A 25,378-nucleotide genomic window follows, 5' to 3' on the forward strand; every position below is an offset into this window, starting at 1 on the left:
GCCACTTATGGCCTTGCGATTTAGTGTATTGGCTAGTGGCAGTACAGGAAACGCCATGTATGTGGAAACACCCACACAGCGTTTGCTGGTCGATGCTGGCCTCAGCGGAAAAAAGATGGACGAGCTGTTTCAGGAAATTGATCGTGATCCCAAGGAGCTTGACGGGATCCTGGTTACCCATGAACACAGTGATCATATAAAAGGTGTCGGTATCTTTGCCAGACGCCACAAACTACCGATCTATGCCAACGAAAAAACATGGAACGCCATGGAAAGTAATCTTGGCACCATTCCAGTTGATCAAAAGTTCCATTTTAATATGGAAACCGTACGTAGCTTCGGTGATCTGGAAGTAGAATCCTTTGGCGTATCCCATGATGCGGCTGAGCCGATGTTTTATGTGTTTCGTCACAACGGTCGCAAGCTAGTCATTGCGACTGACATGGGCTATGTGAGTGACCGGATTAAAGGAACGATCAAAGGAGCAGACATGTTTGTCTTTGAATCGAACCATGACTTAAACATGCTGCGTATTGGCCGTTATCCTTGGAACGTGAAGCGTCGCATCCTAAGTGATGTTGGCCACGTGTCCAACGAAGATGCAGCACTTGCTCTCACAGACGTGATCGGCGATACAACAAGCCGAATCTACCTCGCGCACCTTAGCCTTGATAACAACATGAAGGACCTCGCCCGACTCACCGTTGAGCAGAGCCTGCGTGAACAAGGCATGGGCGTTGGCGAGCAATTTGAATTATATGATACCGATCCATTAAAGCCTACCGCTTTAACGGTGGTTTAGAGATGAGGAGATCCAGCTGATGCTGGGTCTTTTTTTGTTACGCAGATTTAGCAAGAAGGGAAGGAGCATTAGTAAGAAGAATGGGGTGAATACATCGCGATTGAGGGAAAATACATCAGGAAAAAGGTGAATACATCACGTTGGAGCCCAAATACATCGAGAAAACAGAAAATACATCACGTCCCACACAAAATACATCCGTTCAAACCAAAATTACATCCCCCTTCACCCTCATAAACAGGTACACTAATCTCAAACCTATCATACAAGGGGAGAATACGATGACGCAGGCTATCCTATCTCGTTTATATGATCAGATCGACCAAACCACTGACCGCACGACACACTTTGTGTCAACCAACAACCAGCTTGAAGCGATGGTAACGAAGGCGCACGTTCAGCTCAATCAATGTATTAAAGACCACGGCAATGGCAAACCCGTGCTACATGAAGGTGGAATCTATCACGGAACCTGGCTTGAGAGCACCGGCACCATTAATGCTGAGATCCTCTCGCGCTTTTTACCCGACATCGCACAACACACATTCGAGCAGTTCGCCACCCATCAAAGCGCAGACGGCCTCATCCCGTATAAAGTAACGCCGGACGGACCGAATTACCGCCAAATCCAGCTTGTTTCACCGCTCGCACGAAGTGTCTGGTCACACTACCAGCTCAACGGCCGCGACACAGCATTCCTGAAAAAGATGTATGATGCCATGGCTCAGTATGACACGTGGCTCACCACATACCGGAACACTCGCCAAACCGGCTGCGTCGAAGCTTTTTCAACGTTTGATACCGGGCATGATCGCTCGCCTCGCTTCTGGCATGCACCTGATGTGCCGCACACAGGTAATGCAACCCAGTGCCACCCGGATTCACCGCATCTCCCGTTTCTTGCACCGGATCTCACGGCGAATGTGTATTGCCAAAGGCTATATCTAGCAAAAATAGCAGCTGAGCTCGAAGATAAGACTCACGACTGGCTCACTCTCGCCGATCAAAGCCTCCACAGTCTGATGGAGCATTGCTATCATAAAGACGATCACTTTTTCTATGATCTCGACCGAAACCATCAGCATGTAAAAGTTCAATCGGATGTGCTGCTGCGTGTGCTTGCCTGCGAAGTCGGAGATGATGCCTTTTTCAAACAAGCACTCAGCCGCTATCTCCTCAATACAAAAAAGTTTTTCTCAGCTTATCCATTCACGTCCATTGCACTTGATGATCCGAGATTTGACCCGACATCAACGGCGTACAACAGCTGGTCTGGCACAAGTAATTTCCTAAGTTTGATCCGTGCTCCACATGCCTTTGAAGCACATGGGCATTACGTGGAACTCTCGTGGGTGCTACAGCCAATTTTAACGGCGTTCGCGCACATGGATCGCTTCCCACAAACGCTCCATCCGTGGACAGGTGAAGCTGGTTTTACCGACATCTATTCACCGTCGATCCTGTGCCTGCTTGATTACATCGAGCGCCTCTCTGGCATCCTGCCTCGACCAGATGGGGAGCTGTGGATCACTGGCTTGACGCCGTATCCATTCCATCAGGAACACGAACAACATACGGTGGCATACAGCAGACATCACAACGATCACGAATATACGCTGACACACATAAACGAAACCTGCACCCTGTACAAGGATCGCGAGGAGCTAGCCACATTTCCTGCTGGCATCCGTTTCATCCTAAACAATGCAGATCAATCAATCTCTATTGTCGGTATGTCCGTGCGCACAATCAAAGGCACACTCACGTATCAACAAACCGACTATCCATTTCAAATCAAAGGAAACGAGATCCAAACGCTTCAAGCGGGAGCATGGGTTACCACCCAATCACCCGGCATTGTTTCACCAACTTATGAATAAAATCAAACCAACGAACGGAGCCGAGCATATGACACCATTTCCAACGATCACAACTGAACGACTGATTTTAAGAGAAATCACACCAGCTGATGCGACAGCTATGTACGAATACCTATCCGATCCAGAGGTCACCAAGCAAATGGCTCTTGATCCTTATGAATCACCCAAGGCAATTGCAGATGAGGAGATCCGTTGGTATCACTCCATTCGTGAAAAAGGGAAGGGCATCCGCTGGGGAATCACATTAAAGGACGAGAACATCGTCATTGGCAGCTGTGGGTTTCTAAACCGAGCAAAGCAACACAGTCGTGCCGAGATCGGATTTGAGCTACATCCCGCTCATTGGCGAAAAGGGATTGCTAGTGAAGCGATCCAGGCAGTCCTCTCCTATGGCTTTCATACATACGAGCTGCAACGAATTGAGGCGATTGTTGATCCAGCAAACACTGGCTCCAGACAGATCCTACAAAAGCATGGCTTCATTGAAGAAGGTCGGCTGCGCCAATACGAATACTTTGCCGGTGCGTACCAGGACGTGCTCATGTATTCTAATTTAAAAACAGAATCGTAATCAGGTTTAACGCCCTCTCGAATGTGGAAACATGATCCTATACATGTGCAGTTAGGCTAAAAGTCTCACCGCAATTTGCGTCTATTTGCATAAGTTCGCGTCATCTTTGTTGCAAACTATCTGAGCATTGTCAAAAATGTACAAAAACAATTCGCAGAACTAGACCCCGCTGAATCTAGCGTTATAATAGGATCAAAGCAAGACATTATACTCCCAAGGAGACAGAGAGGGGTAAGACAAGATGGGCTATTATGATTCTCAAGACCCAAATAACAAATCAACACAGCAAGGACAGTATTCATCGGAACCAAGACATACAGAACCACAGGAACGTTACCGCAAGAAGAAGGGCAAAGGACGCACCGCACTTTCTGCATTCGGAGGGGCCGTACTCGGTGGACTCATCGTGGTGATGTCAACACCTGCCCTTTCAAGCTTAGGCTGGCTTCCTTACGAAATTGATGGCAATACACCAAACGAACAGGTGAATAGCACGCAGATCGACAATTCAGAACCATCCCAAGCCGTTAACTTAAATGTTAGCTCTGGTATCACAGATGCCGTTGAAAAAGTATCAGACGCCGTGGTTGGTGTAACAAACATGCAGCAGAGCGATATCTTCTCTCAACAAGAGGCCGCTGAAGGAACGGGCTCAGGTGTCATTTATAAAAAAGAAGGCGGCAAAGCATATGTGGTTACGAATAACCACGTTGTTGAAGGCGCAAACGAACTAACCGTCACACTAACAGACGGAACAGACGTCCCAGCCACTCTACTTGGCGCAGACCTAATTACGGACCTTGCTGTTCTTGAAATCGATGACGAGCACGTTGATACCGTTGCAACATTCGGTAACTCAGAAAACCTACGTGCCGGTGAACCTGCAATTGCAATCGGGAATCCACTTGGTCAAAGCTTTGCAAGCTCCGTAACACAAGGAATTATCTCTGCTACAGAACGCAGCATTCCTGTAGACCTTGATGGTGACGGACAACCAGACTGGAACGCTGAGGTTCTTCAAACCGATGCAGCGATTAACCCAGGTAACAGTGGTGGCGCACTGATTAATATAAATGGTGAAGTGATTGGAATTAACTCCATGAAAATTGCACAAAGCGCAGTAGAAGGAATCGGCTTCTCGATCCCAACTGCAGTCGCTGAACCAATCATTAGCGATCTAGAAACATTCGGTGAAGTCAAACGCCCTCAGCTTGGCGTAGGGATCCGCTCTCTAGCAGATATTCCAGTTCAGCACCGTACAGGCACATTGAACCTGCCGGAAGACATTGAAAATGGAGTGGTAGTGACAAGCGTTGCTCCAAACTCTTCTGCACAAAAAGCCGGACTACAGGAATATGATGTGATTGTTCAAATTGATGGGGAAGATCTGAACGAAGGCGCAGACCTCCGCCGCTTCCTTTACACAGATAGAAAAGTCGGCGACACCGTAACTGTCACTCTTTACAGAGACGGTAACAAACAAGACATCGACGTGCAGCTACAAGAGCCACAAAGCTTCTAATTTTAGATATCCACAAAAAAGCAGTGACCGATCGCCGGCACTGCTTTTTTCCTGTGTAAAAGGTTATCCACACCTATCCACAATCGTTAGGATCAGCTCCTAACCTGTGGTATAATATCGTTGAAAACGAAAGGACGGATATCTTATGTATTACGCATGCGACGAGCATATTGAGCTTGCCCTCGACGTTGTTGTTGATGAAAATGAAGTCTTCCCGGTCATGGAAAAGCTTACACAAGAACAAGCCTTATCCACAGCCTGCAGCTTCTGCAAAAATCAAGCCATTTACTCCGTGACAAAATAATCAGATACCCACAATGTTGATATGTGGATAACTTCTGTGGATAATAAATGAAAAAGGAGCCATCAACACTGTGAATATCTCCATTCTAACGGTCGGAAAACTAAAAGAAAAATACCTCAAGCAAGGCATCGACGAATACACCAAACGACTCGGTGCCTACGCCAAGATCACCATCACCGAAGTCCCCGACGAAAAAGCACCCGAGAACCTAAGCCAAGAAGACATGCGCATCATCAAACAAAAAGAAGGCGAACGCCTCCTAGCCAAAATCCCACAAGACGCCCACGTCATCGCACTCGCCATCGACGGCCAGATGCAAACATCCGAACAACTAGCAGCCAACCTCAACCAGCTCGCCCTGCATGGGAAGAGTAAGATTTGTTATGTCATTGGAGGATCGCTGGGATTGTCTGACGAAGTGCTGAAGAGAGCCAATGAGAAGCTGTCTTTTTCGAAGATGACATTTCCTCATCAGCTTATGCGGTTGATATTGGTGGAACAGGTTTATCGGGGGTTTAGGATTAATCGGGGGGAACCGTATCATAAATAATGAAAATTGAAATTTCAATAGAAAGTCTAACTGATGATATTAGTTAGACTTTTTTGATTTTAATATGAAAATTATGTATAATTAGGTGGAATATTGATATATTTAAACATATCAATAATGAGATTCATAGTTTAAGAAGTTAGTGTACGGAGACTCACTACGTTGCACAACAACTTAAGAGAAACAAAAAGATTTTAAAAAGATATCTCTAATAAATGAGTTTTGAGTTACTTTAGATGCTAAAAAAATCTACTTAAGTTATTTTTAGAGTGCCGTAAAATAAAAAATAACTCATATTCCTAAGAGTTTAAGTAAATTGAATGGATAAAAATTATTTTCATTTTAGAAGAATTTAATTAGTCAACATAAGTTTTCTTATAAGGATGGGGTATATATGATCTTAGACTTTATCTTAGGAATAATAATTATTATCTTGTTTCTGTTGTTAGTTATCCCTTATTTTATAAATATACTTAGTTGGTTTAAGCGGTTTAAAGACAAACTTAACAAAATAAAAAGCAAAAACAAGGAAAAAAAAGAAAGAAAAACGTTTGTATTTAGTCTTAATTTAAACATATCAACAATATGGGGATACATTAAGAAGGAAAATAAAATTAAAAGTCAATTACTAATTATTCTTTTACCCATTACCCTTATTGCTTTCGTAAACAGTTCGGAGATTGGTTCAAAAATCCCTTCTAAATATACTGTTGTCATACTATTAATGTTTTTCTTTGGTCTGTTCTTATTGTTTAGGTCTAGCAATCAGTATGATAGTATATCTCCATATATTTTAAAGTTAACAATTCTAATTCAATTCTCATCATCTTTTTTAGTAGTTGTCTTAGAACAACCTGAAAATTACTTACTTATAATAATTACAGTTTTATTCACAAGTTTTTACAGTTTGCTATTAATAATAAGTGTATTAAGGGATTTTAAAAATAAATGGTTTCAATTATTTAATATCATTTTTGGTGTAAGTTTAATTCTATGTGTTACTGGAATATCTTTTGGCTCTTATTATTTTACACATAATGATGTTTTTGGATTTTTCACTCAAGAGGATATTGTGAATCTATCAAATGATAATACAGTTATAACTTGGATACATTTTCTTTTGTTAATTTCCAAAGGCTTGATTCCATTTTATAATTCTTCAAGTATGGAATTAGTAACTTTAGCTCAACCAGAGAGCTTTATTATTCTATTTGAATACGGAGTTGGTTTTATAATTAATGTGATTGTTATTGGCTTTTTTGTGTCATATTTTTCATCCCTGTTTATTAGTTCAGTAGATAAATAGTTCTATTATATAAGTGACGTTATTACTCTAAATTTATTTTCTGGAAGTAGAGAAATATAAATAACTAATTGCATAGGAGGCTTACCTTGGACAAGCTTAATTACACTCAGAAACAAAACTACAAATCCTGGGTCACCGAAAACCTAGGTGAGAAAACCGGAATGTGGTATTCTCCTTATCTAGAAAAGCTGGGTACCTTACTCAATCAATTTGACCTTGCATCTGGATACAAGGATAACTTCTTCGACTACCAATCTTATGATGAGTTCAAAGAAGTTTATCAACAAATGACAGAACAAACAGACAATGATGTTGAGCGCATTGTGAAAGGGAAAGTGCCTCGTTACCCTAAAGACTTTGGTGCAAAGCGTATTCAGTTTAGGAAGAAATTTGCTGAAGATGAATTTGAACGTGGTGTGAGAAGCAAGCCTACGAATCTAGGAGGTATTCCTGATTGGGGCGTGTTGTTACGATCGTATTTAATTTACTTATATTATAGCGAAAATCCTAATTTAAGCTATCCGAAAAAGAAAAAGGCGGATATAGAAGGCATTGATGACAGCATTAATTACTGGTTGATCTCTTCGGGAGACCAGGCAAGGTTACGGGAGATTTTTCACTCTGAGAATGTGATTGCGATTGGTTGGGATTATCTTGGTGATCTCAAAGAGTATGAGAGTAAGGAACGAGTTGCAGCAGTTCTCACGCAGCATCGTGACAATGGGAAATATCCTACTCATGATACGAGAGCGGTTTGGGACTTTTACCATGAAATGCAGGTTGGCGATCTTGTTTATGTGATAGCGGGAATGAATCAAATTGTCGCTAGTGGTGTGATTGTTGGTGAATATCAGTTTGATGAGGACCAAGATGAGTACAAGCACCGTAGAGACGTAGATTGGAAGCAAGTCGGTCGATGGAACCTGCGTCATAATATGCCTCAGAAAACAGTGACCAACATTAATAGATACCCAGATCTGATTCAAGAGATTGAACAGGTGCTTGATGATACAGTGGTTGATTCAAAAACAATTGAAGTGAATGAGTTCCGGAATTGGTTAACGAATCAAGTGACTGATACTGGAATGAGCTTAAATGAAAAGACCATCTCACATAAAATCAACGCTCTCCAAGATATTGAATCTTATTTTGAAACGTCTATTTTTGGAGAAGAAGATACGGATCAACTGAAGCAATTAAGAGATGTTGTGATTGCTAATGAGTCGTATCAACGCTATAAAGGGGTTTCTGGAAGTGCGATTGATTACTATATTCGTTACATCGAATCAAAACCTACGATACTCGAGAACGATCCTTATTCGACCGAGGAATTCCTTTCAGAGGTTTTTATTAATGAAGAGGAATTAAAACGAACGATTTCTGTTCTTGAGAATAAAAAGAACCTGATCATGAAGGGTGCTCCAGGAGTCGGGAAAACCTTTATCGCCAAGCGTCTAGCTTACGTGATGATGGAAGAAAAGGATGAGAGCCGCGTTAATATGGTTCAATTCCACCAAAGCTACAGCTATGAAGATTTTATTGAAGGCTTCCGTCCTAAAGCAGATGGAGATGGATTTGAGCTGAAACAAGGGCCATTTGTGAAGTTTGCAAGGAAGGCTGCGCGTGATCCTGAACGTGAGTATTTCTTTATTATCGATGAAATTAATCGGGGGAATATGAGTAAGATCTTCGGTGAGTTGATGATGTTAATTGAAACAGATAAGCGAGGAGAGCAGGTGAATCTTCTGTATTCAAACGAGAAGTTCTCGGTTCCGCCTAACTTATACATCATTGGCATGATGAACACAGCGGATCGAAGCCTAGCGTTGCTTGACTATGCGCTTAGACGACGTTTTTCCTTTATTGAAATGAAGCCGGCCTTTGAGAACGAGACATTCCAGTCGTATGTGAATGAACTGGATGATCCAATGGGGCTGTTGCGCGTCATTGAGGAAGTGAAGCTTTTAAATCAACAGATTGTGAGTGAACTCGGGACAGGCTTCCAGATTGGACATAGCTACTTTGTAGGAGATGCGTATAAGGTGAATTCGTTAAGTCGTGTGGAGGAAGTCATTGAGTTTGAGATTATTCCTCAGCTTCTTGAGTATTGGTTTGATGATGAGCAGAAGGCAAATGGTTGGGCAAAACGATTGAGAGATTCGATCCATGGAGCGGAATGAGAACATCTCCATTCGTAACATCTACCATATGCTTTCCTACGCCTATCAGACACTACATCTCTGTGAGTACAAGGATGTCGGTTCTGAGTCGTTTGAGCATGTGAAGGACCTCTATGCGGAAATCTTATTAATTGGTATTCCTGTATTAATCCGTGGGGGCTTGTTAAAGGATTATGTGCGGTTTGAGGAAGCGTCCAATGTGGTGAAGGGCAAGATTGATCTGAACGCGACGATCAAGAAGAACGCGTTAGTTAATAAGAAGCTAATTGTTGTCTACGATGAGTTTTCTGAGGATATTCTCTTTAACCAGATGATCAAAGCGACGTTGGTTTACTTAGCGCGTTCCTCTCACATAGACAAGCAAAAGCGGCGAGCTTTTCATGGGTTGCTCCCTTACTTCTCTGAAGTTTCTGATGTAGAGCTAAAACTCTCATTATGGAGTCTGATCCAGTACAACCGGCAGAACATTCGTTATCAGTTTGTGCTGGATGTGTGCAGATATCTTTATGAGGAGCTGTTACTGGATGAGAGTTCAACTTCGGAGTCGATGAGGCAGATCCAGGATGAGCAGAGGCTTGCTGCGTTGTATGAGAAGTTTGTTTTTGCCTTTTACAAGCGTGAAACAAATTATCACGTATCAAGTCCACAATTTCGTTGGAAGGTAGATGACGAGTATTATGACGCGTTGCCCATTATGCGGACGGATGTGGTTTTGAAGAAGGGTAACCAAACGTTAATTATTGATACGAAGTTTTATACCGATAACATGGTCGCGCGTTTTGAAGGTGGCGCAGCGAAGCAGAAAACAGGTAATCTCTATCAGATCTTTTCATATGTGATGAACTGGGAGAGGACGTCTGATGAGGAAACAGTAGGCGGTATGCTGTTATATGCAAAGACGAATGCCTTAAACCAGCCGGACCATACGTATTCGATGATGGGGAACCAGATTTTTGTGGTGTCGCTTGATTTGAATCAGGAGTTTAGTGGGATTAAGGACGAGTTGATAGGGTTTGCTGAAAGGTATTTTAATTAAAGTTATAGTTTAAGGGGGAGTCAATCAGATACACGATTGGTTCCTTTTTTATATTGAAACTGTGAATTGGTAGAAAAGCATTAAAAGAACTTGATGTACTCCGAGCCCATCCTGACCTCTCGAAATTCCAAAAATAAAAAGAAGTGATAAAATAAAACCACAAAGCAAGCTTCCCACCAAGGAGGTCCAAACATGCACAACGAAAAATTACGATACACCTACTCCACAATCGTAGACACGTTCCCCTTATTCGTTGAGAGTATCGGCTACAATCCGTGGGAGCAGGATTGGTCGCGGCCGGATGGGTATCCGCAGTATCATTGGCTGCAGACGATTGAGGGGGAAGGAATGTTTTCCTTTAATGGGCAGGAGCATCGGCTGTCTCGGGGGCGTGGGGTGTTGTTGAAGCCTTATACGCCTCATGAGTATATTACGTTGGGGAAGAAGTGGTCGACGGTTTATGTGACGTTTGGCGGGGCATCGGTGGTCTCCATTCTGGATGCGTTAACGTTAAATGAGTCTTCCTTGTATACGGATCTGGAGGACCAGCGGTTTGCTTCGATTCTTGAGGGGATGCTAGAGAAGATTAAAGAGGATGCGGAGTTTTCGAAGCTAGACTTATCTAGTCATTTATATGATTTTCTGATTCATCTACGGAAGCACGGCAAAGTGAATAATCAGCCCTCGTTATCGAATAACTACGACAAGCTTCGGCCATTGGTGGAGTGGCTTGAGTGGGCGTATGCGGAGGATATTGGTCTGAATGATATGGCTGCGTATTTGAATGTAAGCTCGCAATATTTGAATCGGTTGTTTCATCATACGTTTACCATGAGTCCCTATTCCTTTTTGATTCAGCTTCGGATTCGGAAGGCAAAGGAGATTTTAATTCAGAATGCGGATGTGCCGCTAAAGAATATCGCCTTTCTTGTAGGCTTTAATGATGTCAGTAATTTTGTTGCGACCTTTAAGAAAATCGAAGGGATGACACCGAAAGTCTATCGCCAAAGCTATCAGCATCAATCAGGAAGACTGCCGAGTGAGGGGTAGTCTTTTTTGGTTGATCCGCGATTATGATCATTGCTTTCATATTTTCATATAACTATGGAAAATATTCATACTATAATACAATGAAAGCGGTTAATATTAGCTGTATCCACTTAGTTAGTGATCGTAGGAGGTTATGATTATGTTGCAAGCTAAAAACGGAGAATTTATGTTAGATGGCAAGCCTTTTCAGGTGCTGTCTGGAGCCATTCATTACTTTCGAACGGTGCCTGAGTATTGGGAGGACCGCCTCCGCAAGCTGAAGGCACTTGGTTTGAATACGGTGGAGACCTATGTTGCTTGGAATGTCCATGAGCCTAAAAAAGGAGAGTTTCATTTCTCCGGTCTCGCAGATCTTGAGACGTTTATTGAAACGGCTCATAAGCTAGAATTGTACGTAATAGTCAGGCCGTCTCCATACATTTGTGCAGAGTGGGAAATGGGTGGATTGCCTGCGTGGTTATTAGCAGAAGGAGATATGGTGCTTCGCTCCAGTCATCCAGCGTTTTTGCGTCATATTGAAGAGTACTTTAATGTACTTCTTCCAAAGATTGAGAAGCATTTAAGTAAGCACGGGGGACCGGTTATTGCGATGCAAATTGAAAATGAGTATGGGGCGTATGGAAATGATCAAGCGTACCTTGAATTTTTCAAAGGGCAGTACAAAAAGCATGGAATCGATACGTTTCTGTTTACTTCGGATGGGCCGGTGTTTATCGAACAAGGCTCGTTACCAGATGTAACAACGACGTTAAATTTTGGTTCAAGGGTAGAGGAAGCCTTTCATACGTTAGAACAATATAAGCCTGGCTCTCCGAAAATGGTCGCTGAATTCTGGATCGGCTGGTTTGATCATTGGGGAGGCGAGCATCATACAAGAGATCCGAAAGATGCTGCGAATGTGTTCGAGGACTTAATGAAGATCAATGCTTCACTGAATGTCTATATGTTCCACGGGGGCACGAATTTTGGCTTCATGAATGGTGCGAATCACTATGACGAGTATTATCCAACCATCACAAGCTATGACTATGACAGCTTGTTAACGGAGAGCGGAGACATCACTCAGAAGTACAGAGATGTGAAAGCTGTCTTACGGAAATACGTAGATGTACCGGAAGACGTCGAAAATGAGATCCCAACAAAAAGCTATGGTTCTGTAAAACTACAGGAGTCCGTCAGTTTATTCGATACCTTACAGGAAATTAGCTCTGTGAAAGAACACTTGGTTCCGCTATCCATGGAGGATGCCGGACAAGCATACGGGCTTATTTTATATCAAACGGAAGTGAACCGAAAAGGGGAATTAACGTTAGATACAGAGCCGATCCGGGACCGTGCCTATGTGTATATAAACGGGAAGCTGGAGAAGACGATCTACATTAACGATCAAGAGAAAACCGTGCAGCTACACTTTCCGAATGAAGTGAACACGCTGGAAATCCTTGTTGAGAACATGGGGCGAGCTAATTATGGTAAGCATCTAACAGACAAAAAAGGAATCACTCGTAACCTTTGGCTAGGGGAGCAATATTGGTTTGATTGGAAGATGCATGTGATTGAGCTAGATGTCCTTCCTAGTGACTATGCAGGAGGGAAAGAGGAACGTTTTCCTAAGTTCTATCAGGGAACCTTTGATGCGGGTGAATGTCACGATACGTTTGTGGACACGGAAGGCTTTATAAAAGGGAATGTATTTATCAACGGGTTTAACTTAGGTCGGTACTGGAACGCGATGGGACCACAGCGGACCTTATACGTACCTGGGCCGTTACTAAAGGAAAAAGACAATACGATTACCATACTAGAGCTTGAGGGCACGACGACGGAGGAGATCACCTTAGTCGATCAGCCTAAGCTAGGTTAAACAGAACCCAGTAGCATTCCTTGGAATGACTGGGTTCTTTCTCATGGAGGTTTCAAATTTTCATATGTTCTTAGAAGAATTTCGTACTCGCACATTAATGTAAGCGCTTATAATTAGGGTGAATTCAAAAGAATGACCGCAAAAAAAGAAACGAGGAGAGTGAATGATGATTCAATTCAAGAGAATGTTTGGTACTTGTTTAGCTGTTGCAGTCTTAGGGATACCGACTTTAGCTGGACAGGCTGGCATAGCAAACGCAGCCTCTGAACCGGTACAATCTGAACTATTCGTAGAGAAGGTAGAGGGACTAGATGAGGATTTTATTAGAGGTGTCGATATATCGAGTGTGATTGCTATGGAAAATAGCGGAACGGTCTATTACAACGAAGACGGGGAAGAACAGGATGTGTTTCAGACCTTCAAGGAGGCAGGAGCCAATTACGTGCGAGTGCGTGTATGGAATGATCCATACGATGCGGAAGGGAACAGCTATGGCGGAGGGAATAATGATCTAGAAACGGCGATTGAAATTGGAAAACGAGCCACAGAAAATGGAATGAAGGTATTAGTAGACTTCCATTACTCTGACTTTTGGGCGGATCCAGGTAAACAGTTCCCACCTAAAGTATGGGAGGATCTAAGTTTCGAAGAGAAAAAAGCTGAGCTATATGACTTTACGAAGGATAGTTTAGAGGAAATGCTTGCTGAAGGAATAGACATTGGGATGGTTCAGATTGGGAATGAAACAACAAATGGGCTGGCTGGTGAATATGATTGGTCTAATATCACTTCGTTGATGGATGAGGGAAGTAAGGCGGTAAGGGAAGTGGACGAGGATATTCTGATTGCCTTACATTTTACGAACCCTGAAAGAGAAGGAAGATACGCATTCTTTGCTCAAACATTAGACGAGCAGAATGTAGACTATGATGTCTTTGCAAGCTCGTGGTACCCGAATTGGCACGGAACATTAGAGAACCTGACGACCATTTTTAATGAGATCGCGGATACCTATGATAAAAAAGTAATGATGGCAGAGGTTTCGTATTCGTATACAAACGAAGACCGGAATGGAGATCCGATAGGTACGGAGGAAGTCCCGGGTTATTCAATCTCCGTACAAGGACAAGCAAATGTGATCAGAGATGCAATTGATGCAGTGGCGAGTATTGGAGATGCGGGTATCGGTGTGTTTTACTGGGAGCCAGCTTGGATTGATCCTGCTGGATATACGGAGGACGAGCTATACGATATTCGGGAAATCCATGGCTCTGGTTGGGCATCAAGCTACGCAGCTGCCTACGATCCAGAGGATGCGGGCAAATATTATGGTGGGACGTCAGCTGATGACGAAGGATTGTTTGATTATCATGGCCATCCGTTACCATCAATCAATGTATTCAAAGATGTCTACACTGGAGCTGTGGCAGAATTAAAGATTGATCGAATACACGATGTTTATCTCCAAATGAACCTTGGTCAAACGGCCACATTACCTGCAACGGTAATAGTCAGCTTTAATGATCGAAGCACTCAGGAGGTACCAGTAAGCTGGGACGAGGATGCATTCCAGCAGGCTCTAGAAAATGGGATCGGGTCATATGTCATCAATGGAACAGTAGAAGACGGACAACAAGTAAAAGCATATCTCGAAATCAACCAAGAGAATTTTGTGAAGAATTTTAGTTTTGAAGATAGTGAGAGAACGATGTGGGAGATTACGCATGGTGAAGGGCTACGTCCACACACAAGCTTTCAGAACAACCCAAACGATGCGAGAACAGGAAGCTATGCGCTACATTTTCACTCAGAGGAAAAAGTTGATTTTAAGATAGAGCAGCACATCACTGGGTTGGAGCCTGGATACTACGATTTATCTATGTTTATCCAAGGTGGAGATGCAAGTGAATCAGATATGTATCTTTACGCACAGACATCAGAGGAAGATTATCGGCAGGATACGGGAGTTAGCGGTTGGAAAAACTGGGATCAGCCTGAAATAAACGAGATTCTAGTGTTAGATGGAGATATAACCATTGGAGGAAATGTATCAGCAAATGCCAATGCATGGGGAACCATCGATGATTTCAGTCTCGTTCGTGTTGGTGATGTCGATCAGCATGACTTAAATGAGCAGCTATCGGAAACGCTTGAGGGCTATATCGCTTCCGGTGACATAACGGGGCCGCTTGTGTCACAGCTTCAGAATAGCTTGAAGCAGGCCAGACATCATTATGATGCAGGAAGAACAGGACAGTACGAGCATTTCCTAAACAAGCTCCTCACGCAGATGGATAAACAAAGTAAACATATCACGGCTCATGCGAAGGAAGAATTGGAGAAGAAAACGAGGTTACTGCTAGAGCAGTAAAGATCTAGAAACACCGCCTTCGCTGCGGTGTTTTTTTCTTTACTACATTCGTTTACAGAAAATTCATACCATGATATGTTAAACCTTGAAAACGTGAGGTAGATGGCTTAGTGAGAAAGGTGGAGGCCATGGAAGATCGGATCGTGTTGAGGAATGTGATGAAGCTAACTGGAGAAGCGATAGATTTTGTGATCGATCAAGGAATACTTGTTGAGATCGTAGAGCCGGGTCAAGGCGAGGGAGCTGTAATCGACTGCACAGGGATGTATGTATGCAGTGGGTGGATTGATTTACATGTTCATGCGTTTCCTGAATTGGAGCCGTACGGCGATGAAGTTGATGAGATCGGTGTGAAGCAAGGTGTAACAACGATTGTTGATGCGGGGAGTACGGGTGCAAACCGAATCGACGAATTACTCGCGAGTGCTAGAGAGGCGAAGACCAATGTGTTGGCTTTCTTAAATATCTCGAGGATTGGCTTGGAGCGTGTGGATGAGCTTTCAAATCCAGCTTGGATTGATCGTCAGGCTGTGAGGGATGCGGTTAGCACATATGATGATTTCATTGTTGGATTAAAGGCACGTATGAGCAGATCAGTCGTTGGTGAGTCGGGTCTGGAGCCGTTACAAGTAGCACGGGAACTCTCTGTGGAAACAGGAAAACCTTTAATGGTACATATCGGATCGGGTCCTCCGGACATAGAAGAGATCGTTCCCTTATTAGAAGCGAATGATGTGATTACTCATTATTTAAACGGTAAGAAAAATAATTTATTTAACGACAATATGAAACCGCTTTCTGTTTTGTGTGATGCGTTAGCACGAGGTGTTCAGCTAGATGTCGGGCATGGTACAGCGAGCTTTTCATTTAAAGTAGCTGAGGCCGCTCGGGAACATGGGATCCAGTTCAATACGATCAGTACGGATATGTATCGAGGGAATCGAATTGGTGGGCCTGTATATAGTATGGCAAATCTATTAACAAAATTTCTTACGCTCGGTTATTCCCTTCAAGAGGTCATAGACGGGGTCACTGTGAATCCTGCTAGATGGCTAGGGAAGCCGGAGCTTGCTCATATCAAGGTGGGAGAGCCAGCGAACGTAACATTATTCTCGGTCCAGGATCAAGAGGTTACACTTATTGATTCTGAAGGAGAAGAAAGAGTTTCAACAAAAACAATTACGGCAGAGGGGGTATTTGCTCGTGGCGAATACATTAAGTGCTAAGTACGGGTTGAAGCGTGTGATTAATGCAAGCGGACGAATGACCATTCTAGGAACCTCGACGGCATCAGATACGGTGATGGAGGCGATGTCACAGGGAGGACAGCAGTATGTGGAGATTGCGGATCTAGTGGATAGAGCTGGTCAGTACGTTGCAGGCATTGTGGGTTCAGAGGATGCCGTTGTGGTGAACTCGGCCTCCAGTGGAATCGCTCTATCCATTGCGGCCCTTGTTACAAAGGGAAATATACGTAAAAGCTTACGACTTCATCAGGAGCCATTAGTACAGAACGAAATCATTATGCTAAAAGGCCACAATGTGCAATACGGCGCCCCTATTGAAACGATGATCTACTTAGGTGGGGGCCGATTAGTTGAGGCAGGCTATGCAAATGAGGGGACAGCGGATCACATTGAAGAAGCGATCACAGAGAGGACGGCAGCCATTGTGTACGTGAAGTCTCATCACGCTGTGCAAAAGAACATGATTCCAGTGGAGGACGCGTGGGACGTAGCGAAGCGAAACGGGATTCCGCTCATTGTGGATGCGGCGGCAGAAGAGGATCTTCAAAAATACGTTCGTTACTCAGACCTTGTGATCTATAGTGGGTCAAAGGCCATTGAAGGACCGACTTCAGGCTTGGTTGCTGGGAGAAAGCTGTACATTGACTGGATAAAGGTGCAGCTAAAAGGCATTGGTAGAAGCATGAAGGTTGGCAAGGAAACGACCTTTGGCTTACTTCAAGCGTTAGATGAATTTGGAGAAAAGCAGGATACAAGCACTCAGGAGAAGGAGGACTTACAGATCCTTCTTGCGTTAAATGAGCTAGCGGGTGTCTCGGTAGACATAGTCCAGGATGAAGCTGGTCGTCGTATTTTTAGGGCGCGAGTGAAGATAGATGAAGGCGCAGCACGAATAAATGCCATGCAGCTTGCTGAGTCCCTTCGCACAGGAGACATCGCGATCTACACACGTGATTACGGCGTGCGGGAAGGCTTTTTTGATATTGATCCTCGCCCGCTCAGTGGCGATGATCTTCAGGTGTTGGAATCCAGAATACGTCAGCTTATTGGAGGTCAGTAACATGTCGAGTTTATCAAAACGCTTTTATAAAGACAGAGTGGCTCTGAACGTGCTAGCAAACAGTGTAGACAATGCGAAGGACATTTTTCAAGCAGCAGAGGGGTATGTTGTCGTTGGGGTGCTTTCTAAGAATTACCCATCCGTAGACGAAGCGGTAACAGCTATGAAGGAGTACGGTGAGTCGATTGAGGATGCTGTTTCCATTGGGCTTGGAGCGGGAGATAATCGTCAGGCGGCGATCGTGGCTGAGATTGCTACGCACTACTCAGGCAGTCATATTAACCAGGTGCTTCCGTCTGTGGGAGCTACTCGTGCGAATCTAAATGGTAACGAAAGCTGGATTAATGCGCTCGTTTCTCCAACAGGTAAGCCAGATTATGTGAATCTTTCAACAGGGCCAATCTCTGCCAAGCAGAAGGAACAGGCCATTGTTCCGGTTGAGGCAGCGATTGCCCTAGTGCGAGACATGGGAGGGAATGCATTAAAGTATTTTCCGATGAAGGGCTTAGCGACAGAGGAGGAATATCGTGCCGTGGCAAAGGCGTGTGGAGAAGCAGGGTTCGCACTGGAACCAACAGGTGGCATTGATAAGCAGAACTTCGAGGCGATCCTAAGAATTGCTCTGGAGGCAGGCGTGCCAAAGGTGATCCCTCACGTGTATTCATCGATTATTGATAAGGAATCGGGTAACACGAACATTGAGGATGTAAAAGAGCTGATGTTCACGATAAAAAAATTGGTTGATGAACATGAGTAAGCGGATTGCAGCCTTTGGTGAGGTGATGATGCGACTGCAGGTTCCTGGCTTTGAGCTGTTATCTCAGGCGAATACACTCCATTACTCGTTTTCAGGAACGGGTGTGAATGTTGTGTCTGCCTTATCTCATTATGGTCATGCTGGGTATTTGGTTTCAGCTTTACCTGCCAATCCACTTGGGGATGCCGCTGTGAGCTATCTGGGAAAGCTAGGCATCTCTAAGAATTACCTTGTACGATGGGGTCAGTATCTTGGTCAGTACTTTTTAGAGAATGGAGTTGGTCCAAGACCAAGTCGAGTGACCTATTCAAACCGGCTAGAGAGTAGCTTCAACACCGCACCTGACTCGATCTATGACTTTGATGGGATAGCGGAGAGCGTTGATGTTGTTCATTTTTGCGGGATTACCCTTGCTATGAATGAGACAGCTCGAACGAATATCAGAAGGTTTGCAGAAGCTGTGAAGGATCGTGGTGGACTCGTTGTCTTTGACTGTAACTATCGCCCTTCGCTGTGGGGGGAAGATGGCTATAAAAAAGCAAAGCCTTACTACGAACAGCTACTAGCAATGGCTGACATTGTGATGATGAATGAGAAGGATGCCTTGCATGTGCTCAACATGCAAACAAATCAGACAGATCGCACCGAACAGCTGAAAGAGCTCATTCCAGTTGTGGCCGGAGCCTACTCTATTGGTGTCATTGCAGGTACTCATCGCACAATTCACGAGGATCAGACACACTCGTTACGGGGCTATCTATACAAGGACAAGCAATTTACCTTTTCGAACACACTGAGCTTCACCGTGCATGATCGAATTGGGGCAGGAGATGCTTTTACGAGTGGCATTATCCATGGAGAACTGGAGGAGCTGTCACCTGAAACAACCGTTGCGTTTGCGACAACAGCAGGGATGCTGAAGCATACAACAGTAGGTGACACACCCATGTTAACCGATGAGGATATCTTTGAAGCGATGACGTCACAGGGTGGCGATATTAGAAGGTAGTAAAAAAAGAATCAGATTTTATGGACTGTCTATACAAAAAATACCCTATAGTGAGACTCATCTCTACTATAGGGCATAAGCTATATCCGTTCAGACACTCGATCAGATAGATGAACTAAATTCTCTAAGCCAAAATCTTGTTGACGCACTAGATACTTACTAAAGAATGTAGCATCAATTCCAGTTAAACGATGAAGAAATGATTCCTCGACTTTCCAATCGCTTTCCAACAACTGATGAAGATCTAAAAGGTTTTTATTTGAGATTAAATCAATGATTGTTTTCACCTTCATTGGTTTCTGTATGGGTATAACCTCATCTAAAGGCTCTCTTTTTAAATAACTTTTTCTATGAAGGGCAGCATAGAAGTTACGATGATCTTTGCTTGTCATCAAGCCTAAATGCGCCGATCTATAACCTAGTACTTGTAGTGATACATTCCATTTTTCTTTTAAGTCAATGTACGCATCAGGATTCGTTGGATGCATGATCGTTTTTACATCAGCTCTGAACTCATCTTCTGGTAATAGAAAGATGCCGGCAAAAAGATCGGCTTCTTTTTCGATTGTTCGATGTTCTTTTCGGTCTAAGCTAGTAAATTCAGTACGATAATGAAGAAGTAGATGTCCTAGCTCATGAGCGATATCAAAGTTTCTGCGAGCAGAAGAACGCTTGATATTCCCTAAAATAATGTACGGACGGTCCTTGTTCGTCCATAGACTATACGCATCAATTTCATAACCAATTGCTTTTTCAAAGACAAACACGCCACTTTTTTCAATCAAGAAAAGTAAGTCTTCGTTGGTGTAGTCTCTGAACTGAAGTTTTTCGCGAGCAAGTTTTGCTACTGTATTAATCTGTTCAGGCCTACTATCATCTGTTATATTTAAATACCGAATGACTTCATCTCTTAACTGTATGATCTTCATAGTCGGATATCGTAATCTTGCTGTGATCTGGTCGACAAATGTATCGAGATACTCTAAATGTTTTGCTTCTGCTTGTGTTTTTGATAGGACATTCACAACTTTAGAACGATACGCAATGTTCATCACATGTATGTTTTCTGACCCTGCCGTTCTCGATAAGATATCGTCTGAGTAAAAATATTTATTCTTTACTTTAAAGATCTCTTTTAGTGTTTGAACGACTTGCAGCTTTGGTGATGTATAGTTGTTTTCATATTGCCAAACGGCCTGTTCGGTTACACCTATCATATCAGAGAGCTGTTTTCGCGAATATCCATGCATGATACGGAGATTTGTAAGATTCTCACCAATAAACATGCGCGCCCTCCCTTTACTTATCTAAATTACGGTTTATTTACTTCTCATCTTCTTCTTCCAATATTCCAATATCGAATGCAGCGGGATCCAGTAAGTCTTCACTCGCATCTGGAGCAACGACTTTCCGCTCTTCATCTGTTAATTCTGCCCCAACTATATAGTGAGAAAGGTCTTCTACTTCATAAGCTATATTATTAGCTGGGTTTGGTAAATAATGCATGATTTCATCTATTTGAAATGCATCATCAAGTCTGTAAGTGAGAATATGAAACTCATTATAGTATGATTTGGAATGCTCTAATTCATCTTTCACTTGATTTTCTGTAACAAATAGAGAAAGTTGCTCAGAGTGGTTAACCTCAGCTACTTGAGTGTCTTCATGGCTTGAAGAGAATGTTGCATTTTTATTAATTTGGGATAACTCATGCAGGTACGTACGCTTACGTCCAATTTTACCACTATCAGTAGGAACTTTAGCTTGAGAAAAATTTTCTTTATTAAAGTACGCAGCGTTTTTGATTAAGAAAAGTTTTTTGGAGTCTCCGTGTACAAACTGAAGATAAACCCATGTTAACCCAGCCTTTGATTTTAGATAAGTAAATCCTTGATCTCTACATTCTTCGGCTAATTTACTCTCTATAAAGTTCCCCTTTGTCCAAGCAAAAGCAGAACTAATGATCATATTGTCTCTCCGGTCTTTTCTGTGTTCAATATATTCACGATATCCTTCTACTATAGCCTCGACTATCATCTTACTATGTTCTGAACTAAATTTGTATTGATCCACTAAGCATCACTCCAATTCAGATTAGTAAAGCATGTGTTTATTCTATTTTAGTTGATGAGTAGACTTTTGAAAATGATTTTTCTTCATTTATTTAAAGTTTCATGCTTAGATATATAAATAATTTATAGTTGTGTTGGTGCCAGTACTATTTTTAATGATATGAGATCCCATTTCCCCAATTGACAAAACTTAAAAACTTTCATACCATTGTGAAATACATATAACTGAATATCTTATCCAGAGTGACTGAGGGACAGGCCCGATGACGTCCGGCAACCATCATGTGTGACATGAAAGGTGCTAATTCCTGCAGAATGTTTCATTCTGAGAGATAAGTTTTTTTATGAAAAGCCTCTTTCTGATGAAAGGGGCTTTTTTTGTTTTTTTGATACGCATCAATGTGAATGGACATAGGGGGAGAGTTTAAGTATGAAAAAATCAATCATTGCACTGTTAGGTTTAACGGTTCTTGCGAGTGGGTGCTCCACTGAAAACACGGCATATGTAGAGGACGTCATCTTAGTCGGAACGCAGAACGATTATCCGCCTTTCGCCTTTGCGGATGAGAGTAATGAGTTAACTGGCTATGATATTGAGGTTGTTCAGGAGATTGATAAGCGTCTAGACGGCTATGCCTTTGATTTTGTGGCGACGCCTTGGGATAGTATGTTCCTTGCCTTGGAATCAAATAAAATTCAAGCAGTAGCGGATCAGGTGGCGAAAACGCCTGAGCGTGAGGAGAAGTATTTGTTCTCAGAGGAGTCATACTTTGCTGCAGAGACAGTTATTGTCGTGAAGTCGGGTCAAGAGGACATTCAAACGATTGAGGATCTTGAGGGAAAAAAGGTCGGGGCACTCGCAGGGGATTCGTATACGCTGCTGCTTGAGGAGTATAACGAGGATGCGGAGAACCCGATTCAACTAGAGTACAGCGAGAGTGGCACGCCTGCTGAGATCCTGCAGGACGTACAAAATGGTCGAGTGGATGCGTATGTAAATGATCCAATTATGATTGATACGGTACTTGATAAATACGATCTCGATGTTGAGATTGTAGGCCAGTCGTTAGTAAATGACAATATGGGTATTGTCTTTGCAAAGTCTGAAGAGGGCGAAGAGCTGCAGAAGCTGATTGATCCGATTCTAAAGGAAATGAAGGAAGACGGGACATTAGCGAAGCTTTCAAAGAAATGGACAGGTGGGGAATACATTCCGGAGTAGAGTGAAGAGGGAGAGACATCATGGAGAACTTACTAGACCTTCAATTTCTAATTGAAAGCATTCCTTATATTCTGGCGCGTCTACCGATTACGCTTGGTATTGCGGTAGGGTCGCTCATCTTAAGTTTAATAATAGGCCTTGGTACAGCATTGATTAAAATTTATAAGGTTCCTGTTTTGCGGGTGATCTCTTCGGTCTATGTTTCGTTTGTCAGAGGAACACCGCTTCTCGTTCAACTGTACCTCGTTTTTTACGGGATTCCAAAGGTTATCTACTTCCTGCAGAGGGAACAAGGGTGGCTGCTTGGACTGGATGTGAATCTGATTGCTCCTGAAGTGTATGCTCTCTTAGCCTTTTCCTTTAATCTAGGGGCGTATTTGTCTGAGACCATTCGTTCAGCCATTGAGTCGGTAGATCGTGGGCAGTTTGAGGCGGCTAAGGCGATTGGGATGAAGCCAACTCAAATGATGCTGAAGATTATTTTCCCGCAGGCCTTAATTGTGGCGATTCCGAACCTTGGAAATATGTTCATCACAACCATTAAGGACACGTCACTTGTCTTTATTATTGGGGTCATCGATATTATGGGCCAGGCAAAAATCCTCGGCTCACGCGGGTTAGCCTTTTTTGAGGTCTATATTGCGGTATCCATTATTTATTGGATCGTGTGCCTGATTGTAGAGAGAGCACTTGTAATCATCGAGAAGCGAGCTCGCAGATATGAAAGAGGGATTGCGTCATGATTGGACTTGAGAACCTACATAAGTACTTTGGAAAGCACCACGTGCTAAAAGGAATTGATCTACAGGTAAACAAGGGTGAGGTTGTGTCGATCTTAGGCCCAAGTGGGTCAGGCAAATCGACTCTCCTGCGTTGCATGAATTTCCTGGAAGAGCCGACAAGTGGCTTTGTTGAAGTGAGTGGGAAGAGAGTGAATGTAGAGTCCGCTAGTAAGAAGGATATTCTAGCACTGCGTACGTCTACAGGCATGGTGTTCCAGCAATATAACCTATTCAAGAACCTAACCGTGCTCGACAACGTTATGATTGGCTTAACGAGTGTGAAGCAGCTGAAAAAGAATGAAGCGAAGCAAAAAAGTATCAATATTTTAGAGCGTGTTGGTCTGGCCAATCGGTTAAGCCACTTTCCTGCTCAGCTATCAGGTGGACAGCAGCAACGGGTTGGAATTGCCCGGGCGCTTGCAATGAATCCTGAGGTGATGCTGTTTGATGAGCCGACCTCTTCTCTTGATCCAGAGCTTGTGGACGAGGTCCTTGCAACTATCAAAGAGGTAGCGAATGAAGGCAACACGATGTTTATTGTGACGCATGAGCTTCAGTTTGCGAGAGAGATCTCTGACCGCGTCATCTTTATGGAGGACGGTAAAATTGTAGAAGAAGGTACGGCGGAACAGGTCTTTACCAACCCACGTGTGGAAAGAACAAGACAATTCTTAGGACGATTTCTTGAAGAAGGAGGGAAGGTAGAAAAATGAACCCAATTGAACAGATCTTAACTGACTTTCCTTTAATGATTTTAGACGGGGCCCTGGCAACAGAGCTCGAACGCTATGGCTGTGACTTAAACGACCCATTGTGGTCAGCTAAGATCCTACTCGAGAAGCCGAGAGTGATCAAGCAGGTTCATACCGATTACTTTGAAGCGGGTGCTGACTGTGCGATTACAGCAAGCTATCAGGCCACTGTAAAAGGGTACAGAAGAAGGGGCTTAAGCGAACTTGAAGCCGCTATGTTGATTAAGCAATCGGTTGAGCTTGCGGTGGACGCACGGGATGCGTTTTGGCGTGTTGAGACGAATCAGCATGGTCGTCCGAAGCCACTTGTTGCTGCATCTGTTGGTCCATACGGTGCCTATCTTGCGGATGGCTCTGAATTTCATGGAGACTATGGATTATGCGAAGAGGAGCTCGTTTTATTTCATAGAGAAAGAATCAGACTCTTGATTGAAGCGGGTGCGGATGTACTGGCATGTGAGACGATTCCTTGTTTAGTAGAGGCCAAAGCCATTGCACGTGTTCTAAAGGACTTTCCTGATGTGTATGCATGGCTCTCGTTTAGCGCAAAGGACGAGCAACATATTAATAGCGGAGAAAAAATAGCCGATTGCGCAAGGTGGCTTGAAGGAGAGCCACAAATTGCGGCAGTTGGCATTAACTGTACGGCTCCGCAGTTTGTAGAATCGTTGATTACTGAGGCAAAAGCGCACACAGCGAAGCCGATTATTGTGTATCCCAATTTGGGAGAAACGTATGATCCAGAGAGTAAGCAGTGGAGTAATGAAGGTTCAGCTGAGCCGTTTGTGGTGAACACAAAACGATGGTTTGAAGCTGGAGCAACGGTGATTGGTGGCTGCTGTCGGACAACGCCTGAGGATATTCGCGGGATTCGTACGTGGGCGCGGGGGTAGGGAGCATTATTCCTTCTAATTTAAGATAGTTTTAAAGGACATTGAAGTTCCAATGTCCTTTTTGCTATATAAGGAAATAGCAACATTCGTGATATAATAGAAGAAATTAGTAGAACGTTCAATCTCTTAATATCAGAGGGGGATTCAA

General features: G+C 43.3%; 22 protein-coding genes and 1 riboswitch. Of the genes, 20 read left to right on the forward strand and 2 right to left on the reverse strand.

The window, feature by feature from the left end:
* The first annotated feature begins 7 nt into the window (after positions 1 to 7).
* The 16 genes from JNO66_RS07110 to JNO66_RS07185 all read left to right on the forward strand — a co-directional run bounded on the left by JNO66_RS07110 (position 8) and on the right by JNO66_RS07185 (position 19,509).
* Positions 8 to 802: an MBL fold metallo-hydrolase gene (locus tag JNO66_RS07110; RefSeq protein ID WP_203087576.1), complete on the forward strand. Its 795-nt coding sequence runs from the start codon at positions 8 to 10 to the stop codon at positions 800 to 802.
* Positions 803 to 1,083: 281 nt separating this feature from the next.
* On the forward strand, positions 1,084 to 2,682 hold the full coding sequence (locus JNO66_RS07115; protein ID WP_203087577.1) for an MGH1-like glycoside hydrolase domain-containing protein: 1,599 nt from the start codon (positions 1,084 to 1,086) through the stop codon (positions 2,680 to 2,682).
* A gap of 28 nt (positions 2,683 to 2,710) precedes the next feature.
* Positions 2,711 to 3,253, forward strand: coding sequence for a GNAT family N-acetyltransferase (locus JNO66_RS07120; protein ID WP_203087578.1), 543 nt, complete (start codon positions 2,711 to 2,713; stop codon positions 3,251 to 3,253).
* A 241-nt stretch (positions 3,254 to 3,494) separates the two neighbouring features.
* A complete protein-coding gene (locus JNO66_RS07125) occupies positions 3,495 to 4,775 on the forward strand; it encodes a S1C family serine protease (RefSeq protein WP_203087579.1) in 1,281 nt (426 codons plus the stop codon).
* Positions 4,776 to 4,920: 145 nt separating this feature from the next.
* Positions 4,921 to 5,079 (forward strand): CxxH/CxxC protein, encoded by a 159-nt coding sequence (locus JNO66_RS07130; protein WP_203087580.1) that lies wholly within the window; start codon positions 4,921 to 4,923, stop codon positions 5,077 to 5,079.
* A gap of 70 nt (positions 5,080 to 5,149) precedes the next feature.
* The gene (gene rlmH / locus JNO66_RS07135; protein ID WP_203087581.1) at positions 5,150 to 5,629 is read left to right on the forward strand and encodes a 23S rRNA (pseudouridine(1915)-N(3))-methyltransferase RlmH; all 480 of its coding nucleotides are present in this window, start codon (positions 5,150 to 5,152) and stop codon (positions 5,627 to 5,629) included.
* A gap of 394 nt (positions 5,630 to 6,023) precedes the next feature.
* Complete coding sequence (locus JNO66_RS07140; RefSeq protein ID WP_203087582.1) at positions 6,024 to 6,935, forward strand: hypothetical protein; 912 nt, start codon at positions 6,024 to 6,026, stop codon at positions 6,933 to 6,935.
* Between the two features lie 86 nt (positions 6,936 to 7,021).
* Positions 7,022 to 9,115 (forward strand): AAA family ATPase, encoded by a 2,094-nt coding sequence (locus tag JNO66_RS07145; RefSeq protein WP_246483204.1) that lies wholly within the window; start codon positions 7,022 to 7,024, stop codon positions 9,113 to 9,115.
* Entirely contained in the window at positions 9,102 to 10,151 is a 1,050-nt protein-coding gene (locus tag JNO66_RS07150; protein WP_203087583.1) for a 5-methylcytosine restriction system specificity protein McrC, read from the forward strand. Before JNO66_RS07145 ends, JNO66_RS07150 begins: the two co-directional genes overlap by 14 nt.
* A gap of 192 nt (positions 10,152 to 10,343) precedes the next feature.
* Positions 10,344 to 11,201, forward strand: a complete 858-nt coding sequence (locus JNO66_RS07155) for an AraC family transcriptional regulator (protein ID WP_203087584.1) — start codon at positions 10,344 to 10,346, stop codon at positions 11,199 to 11,201.
* 139 nt (positions 11,202 to 11,340) lie between these two features.
* A complete protein-coding gene (locus JNO66_RS07160; RefSeq protein WP_246483205.1) occupies positions 11,341 to 13,065 on the forward strand; it encodes a glycoside hydrolase family 35 protein in 1,725 nt (574 codons plus the stop codon).
* A gap of 166 nt (positions 13,066 to 13,231) precedes the next feature.
* Positions 13,232 to 15,436, forward strand: a complete 2,205-nt coding sequence (locus tag JNO66_RS20760) for a glycosyl hydrolase 53 family protein (protein ID WP_273753213.1) — start codon at positions 13,232 to 13,234, stop codon at positions 15,434 to 15,436.
* A 128-nt stretch (positions 15,437 to 15,564) separates the two neighbouring features.
* Entirely contained in the window at positions 15,565 to 16,662 is a 1,098-nt protein-coding gene (locus tag JNO66_RS07170) for an amidohydrolase/deacetylase family metallohydrolase (RefSeq protein ID WP_203087587.1), read from the forward strand.
* A complete protein-coding gene (locus tag JNO66_RS07175; RefSeq protein ID WP_203087588.1) occupies positions 16,640 to 17,743 on the forward strand; it encodes a DgaE family pyridoxal phosphate-dependent ammonia lyase in 1,104 nt (367 codons plus the stop codon). Before JNO66_RS07170 ends, JNO66_RS07175 begins: the two co-directional genes overlap by 23 nt.
* A 1-nt stretch (position 17,744) precedes the next feature.
* Positions 17,745 to 18,500: a 2-dehydro-3-deoxy-phosphogluconate aldolase gene (gene dagF / locus JNO66_RS07180; RefSeq protein WP_203087589.1), complete on the forward strand. Its 756-nt coding sequence runs from the start codon at positions 17,745 to 17,747 to the stop codon at positions 18,498 to 18,500.
* Positions 18,493 to 19,509, forward strand: coding sequence for a sugar kinase (locus tag JNO66_RS07185; protein ID WP_203087590.1), 1,017 nt, complete (start codon positions 18,493 to 18,495; stop codon positions 19,507 to 19,509). Before dagF ends, JNO66_RS07185 begins: the two co-directional genes overlap by 8 nt.
* An 80-nt stretch (positions 19,510 to 19,589) precedes the next feature.
* Here JNO66_RS07185 and JNO66_RS07190 read toward each other — a convergent pair whose 3' ends face one another.
* Together JNO66_RS07190 and JNO66_RS07195 are read right to left on the reverse strand one after the other, a co-directional pair.
* Positions 19,590 to 20,795 carry a spr1629 family repressor/antitoxin gene (locus JNO66_RS07190; RefSeq protein WP_203087591.1) on the reverse strand — a complete coding sequence of 402 codons (1,206 nt, stop codon included), beginning with the start codon at positions 20,793 to 20,795 and terminating at the stop codon, positions 19,590 to 19,592.
* Positions 20,796 to 20,832: 37 nt separating this feature from the next.
* Positions 20,833 to 21,582, reverse strand: a complete 750-nt coding sequence (locus JNO66_RS07195; protein ID WP_203087592.1) for a spr1630 family ClpXP-sensitive toxin — start codon at positions 21,580 to 21,582, stop codon at positions 20,833 to 20,835.
* A 230-nt stretch (positions 21,583 to 21,812) separates the two neighbouring features.
* Positions 21,813 to 21,920, forward strand: a riboswitch (SAM riboswitch).
* 91 nt (positions 21,921 to 22,011) lie between these two features.
* Here JNO66_RS07195 and JNO66_RS07200 point away from each other — a divergent pair.
* From JNO66_RS07200 to mmuM, 4 genes are read left to right on the forward strand one after another with little or no spacing between them, the layout of a single operon-like run.
* Positions 22,012 to 22,803: a transporter substrate-binding domain-containing protein gene (locus JNO66_RS07200; RefSeq protein ID WP_203087593.1), complete on the forward strand. Its 792-nt coding sequence runs from the start codon at positions 22,012 to 22,014 to the stop codon at positions 22,801 to 22,803.
* A 20-nt stretch (positions 22,804 to 22,823) separates the two neighbouring features.
* Positions 22,824 to 23,546 carry an amino acid ABC transporter permease gene (locus tag JNO66_RS07205; protein WP_203087594.1) on the forward strand — a complete coding sequence of 241 codons (723 nt, stop codon included), beginning with the start codon at positions 22,824 to 22,826 and terminating at the stop codon, positions 23,544 to 23,546.
* Positions 23,543 to 24,298, forward strand: a complete 756-nt coding sequence (locus JNO66_RS07210; protein ID WP_203087595.1) for an amino acid ABC transporter ATP-binding protein — start codon at positions 23,543 to 23,545, stop codon at positions 24,296 to 24,298. The genes JNO66_RS07205 and JNO66_RS07210 overlap by 4 nt, the downstream gene beginning before the upstream one ends.
* Entirely contained in the window at positions 24,295 to 25,230 is a 936-nt protein-coding gene (mmuM, locus tag JNO66_RS07215) for a homocysteine S-methyltransferase (protein WP_203087596.1), read from the forward strand. Before JNO66_RS07210 ends, mmuM begins: the two co-directional genes overlap by 4 nt.
* The last annotated feature ends 148 nt before the right edge of the window (positions 25,231 to 25,378 follow it).

Origin of the sequence: Alkalicoccobacillus gibsonii (assembly GCF_016798245.1) — a bacterium.
In the GTDB taxonomy this organism is placed as follows: domain Bacteria; phylum Bacillota; class Bacilli; order Bacillales; family Bacillaceae_D; genus Alkalicoccobacillus; species Alkalicoccobacillus gibsonii.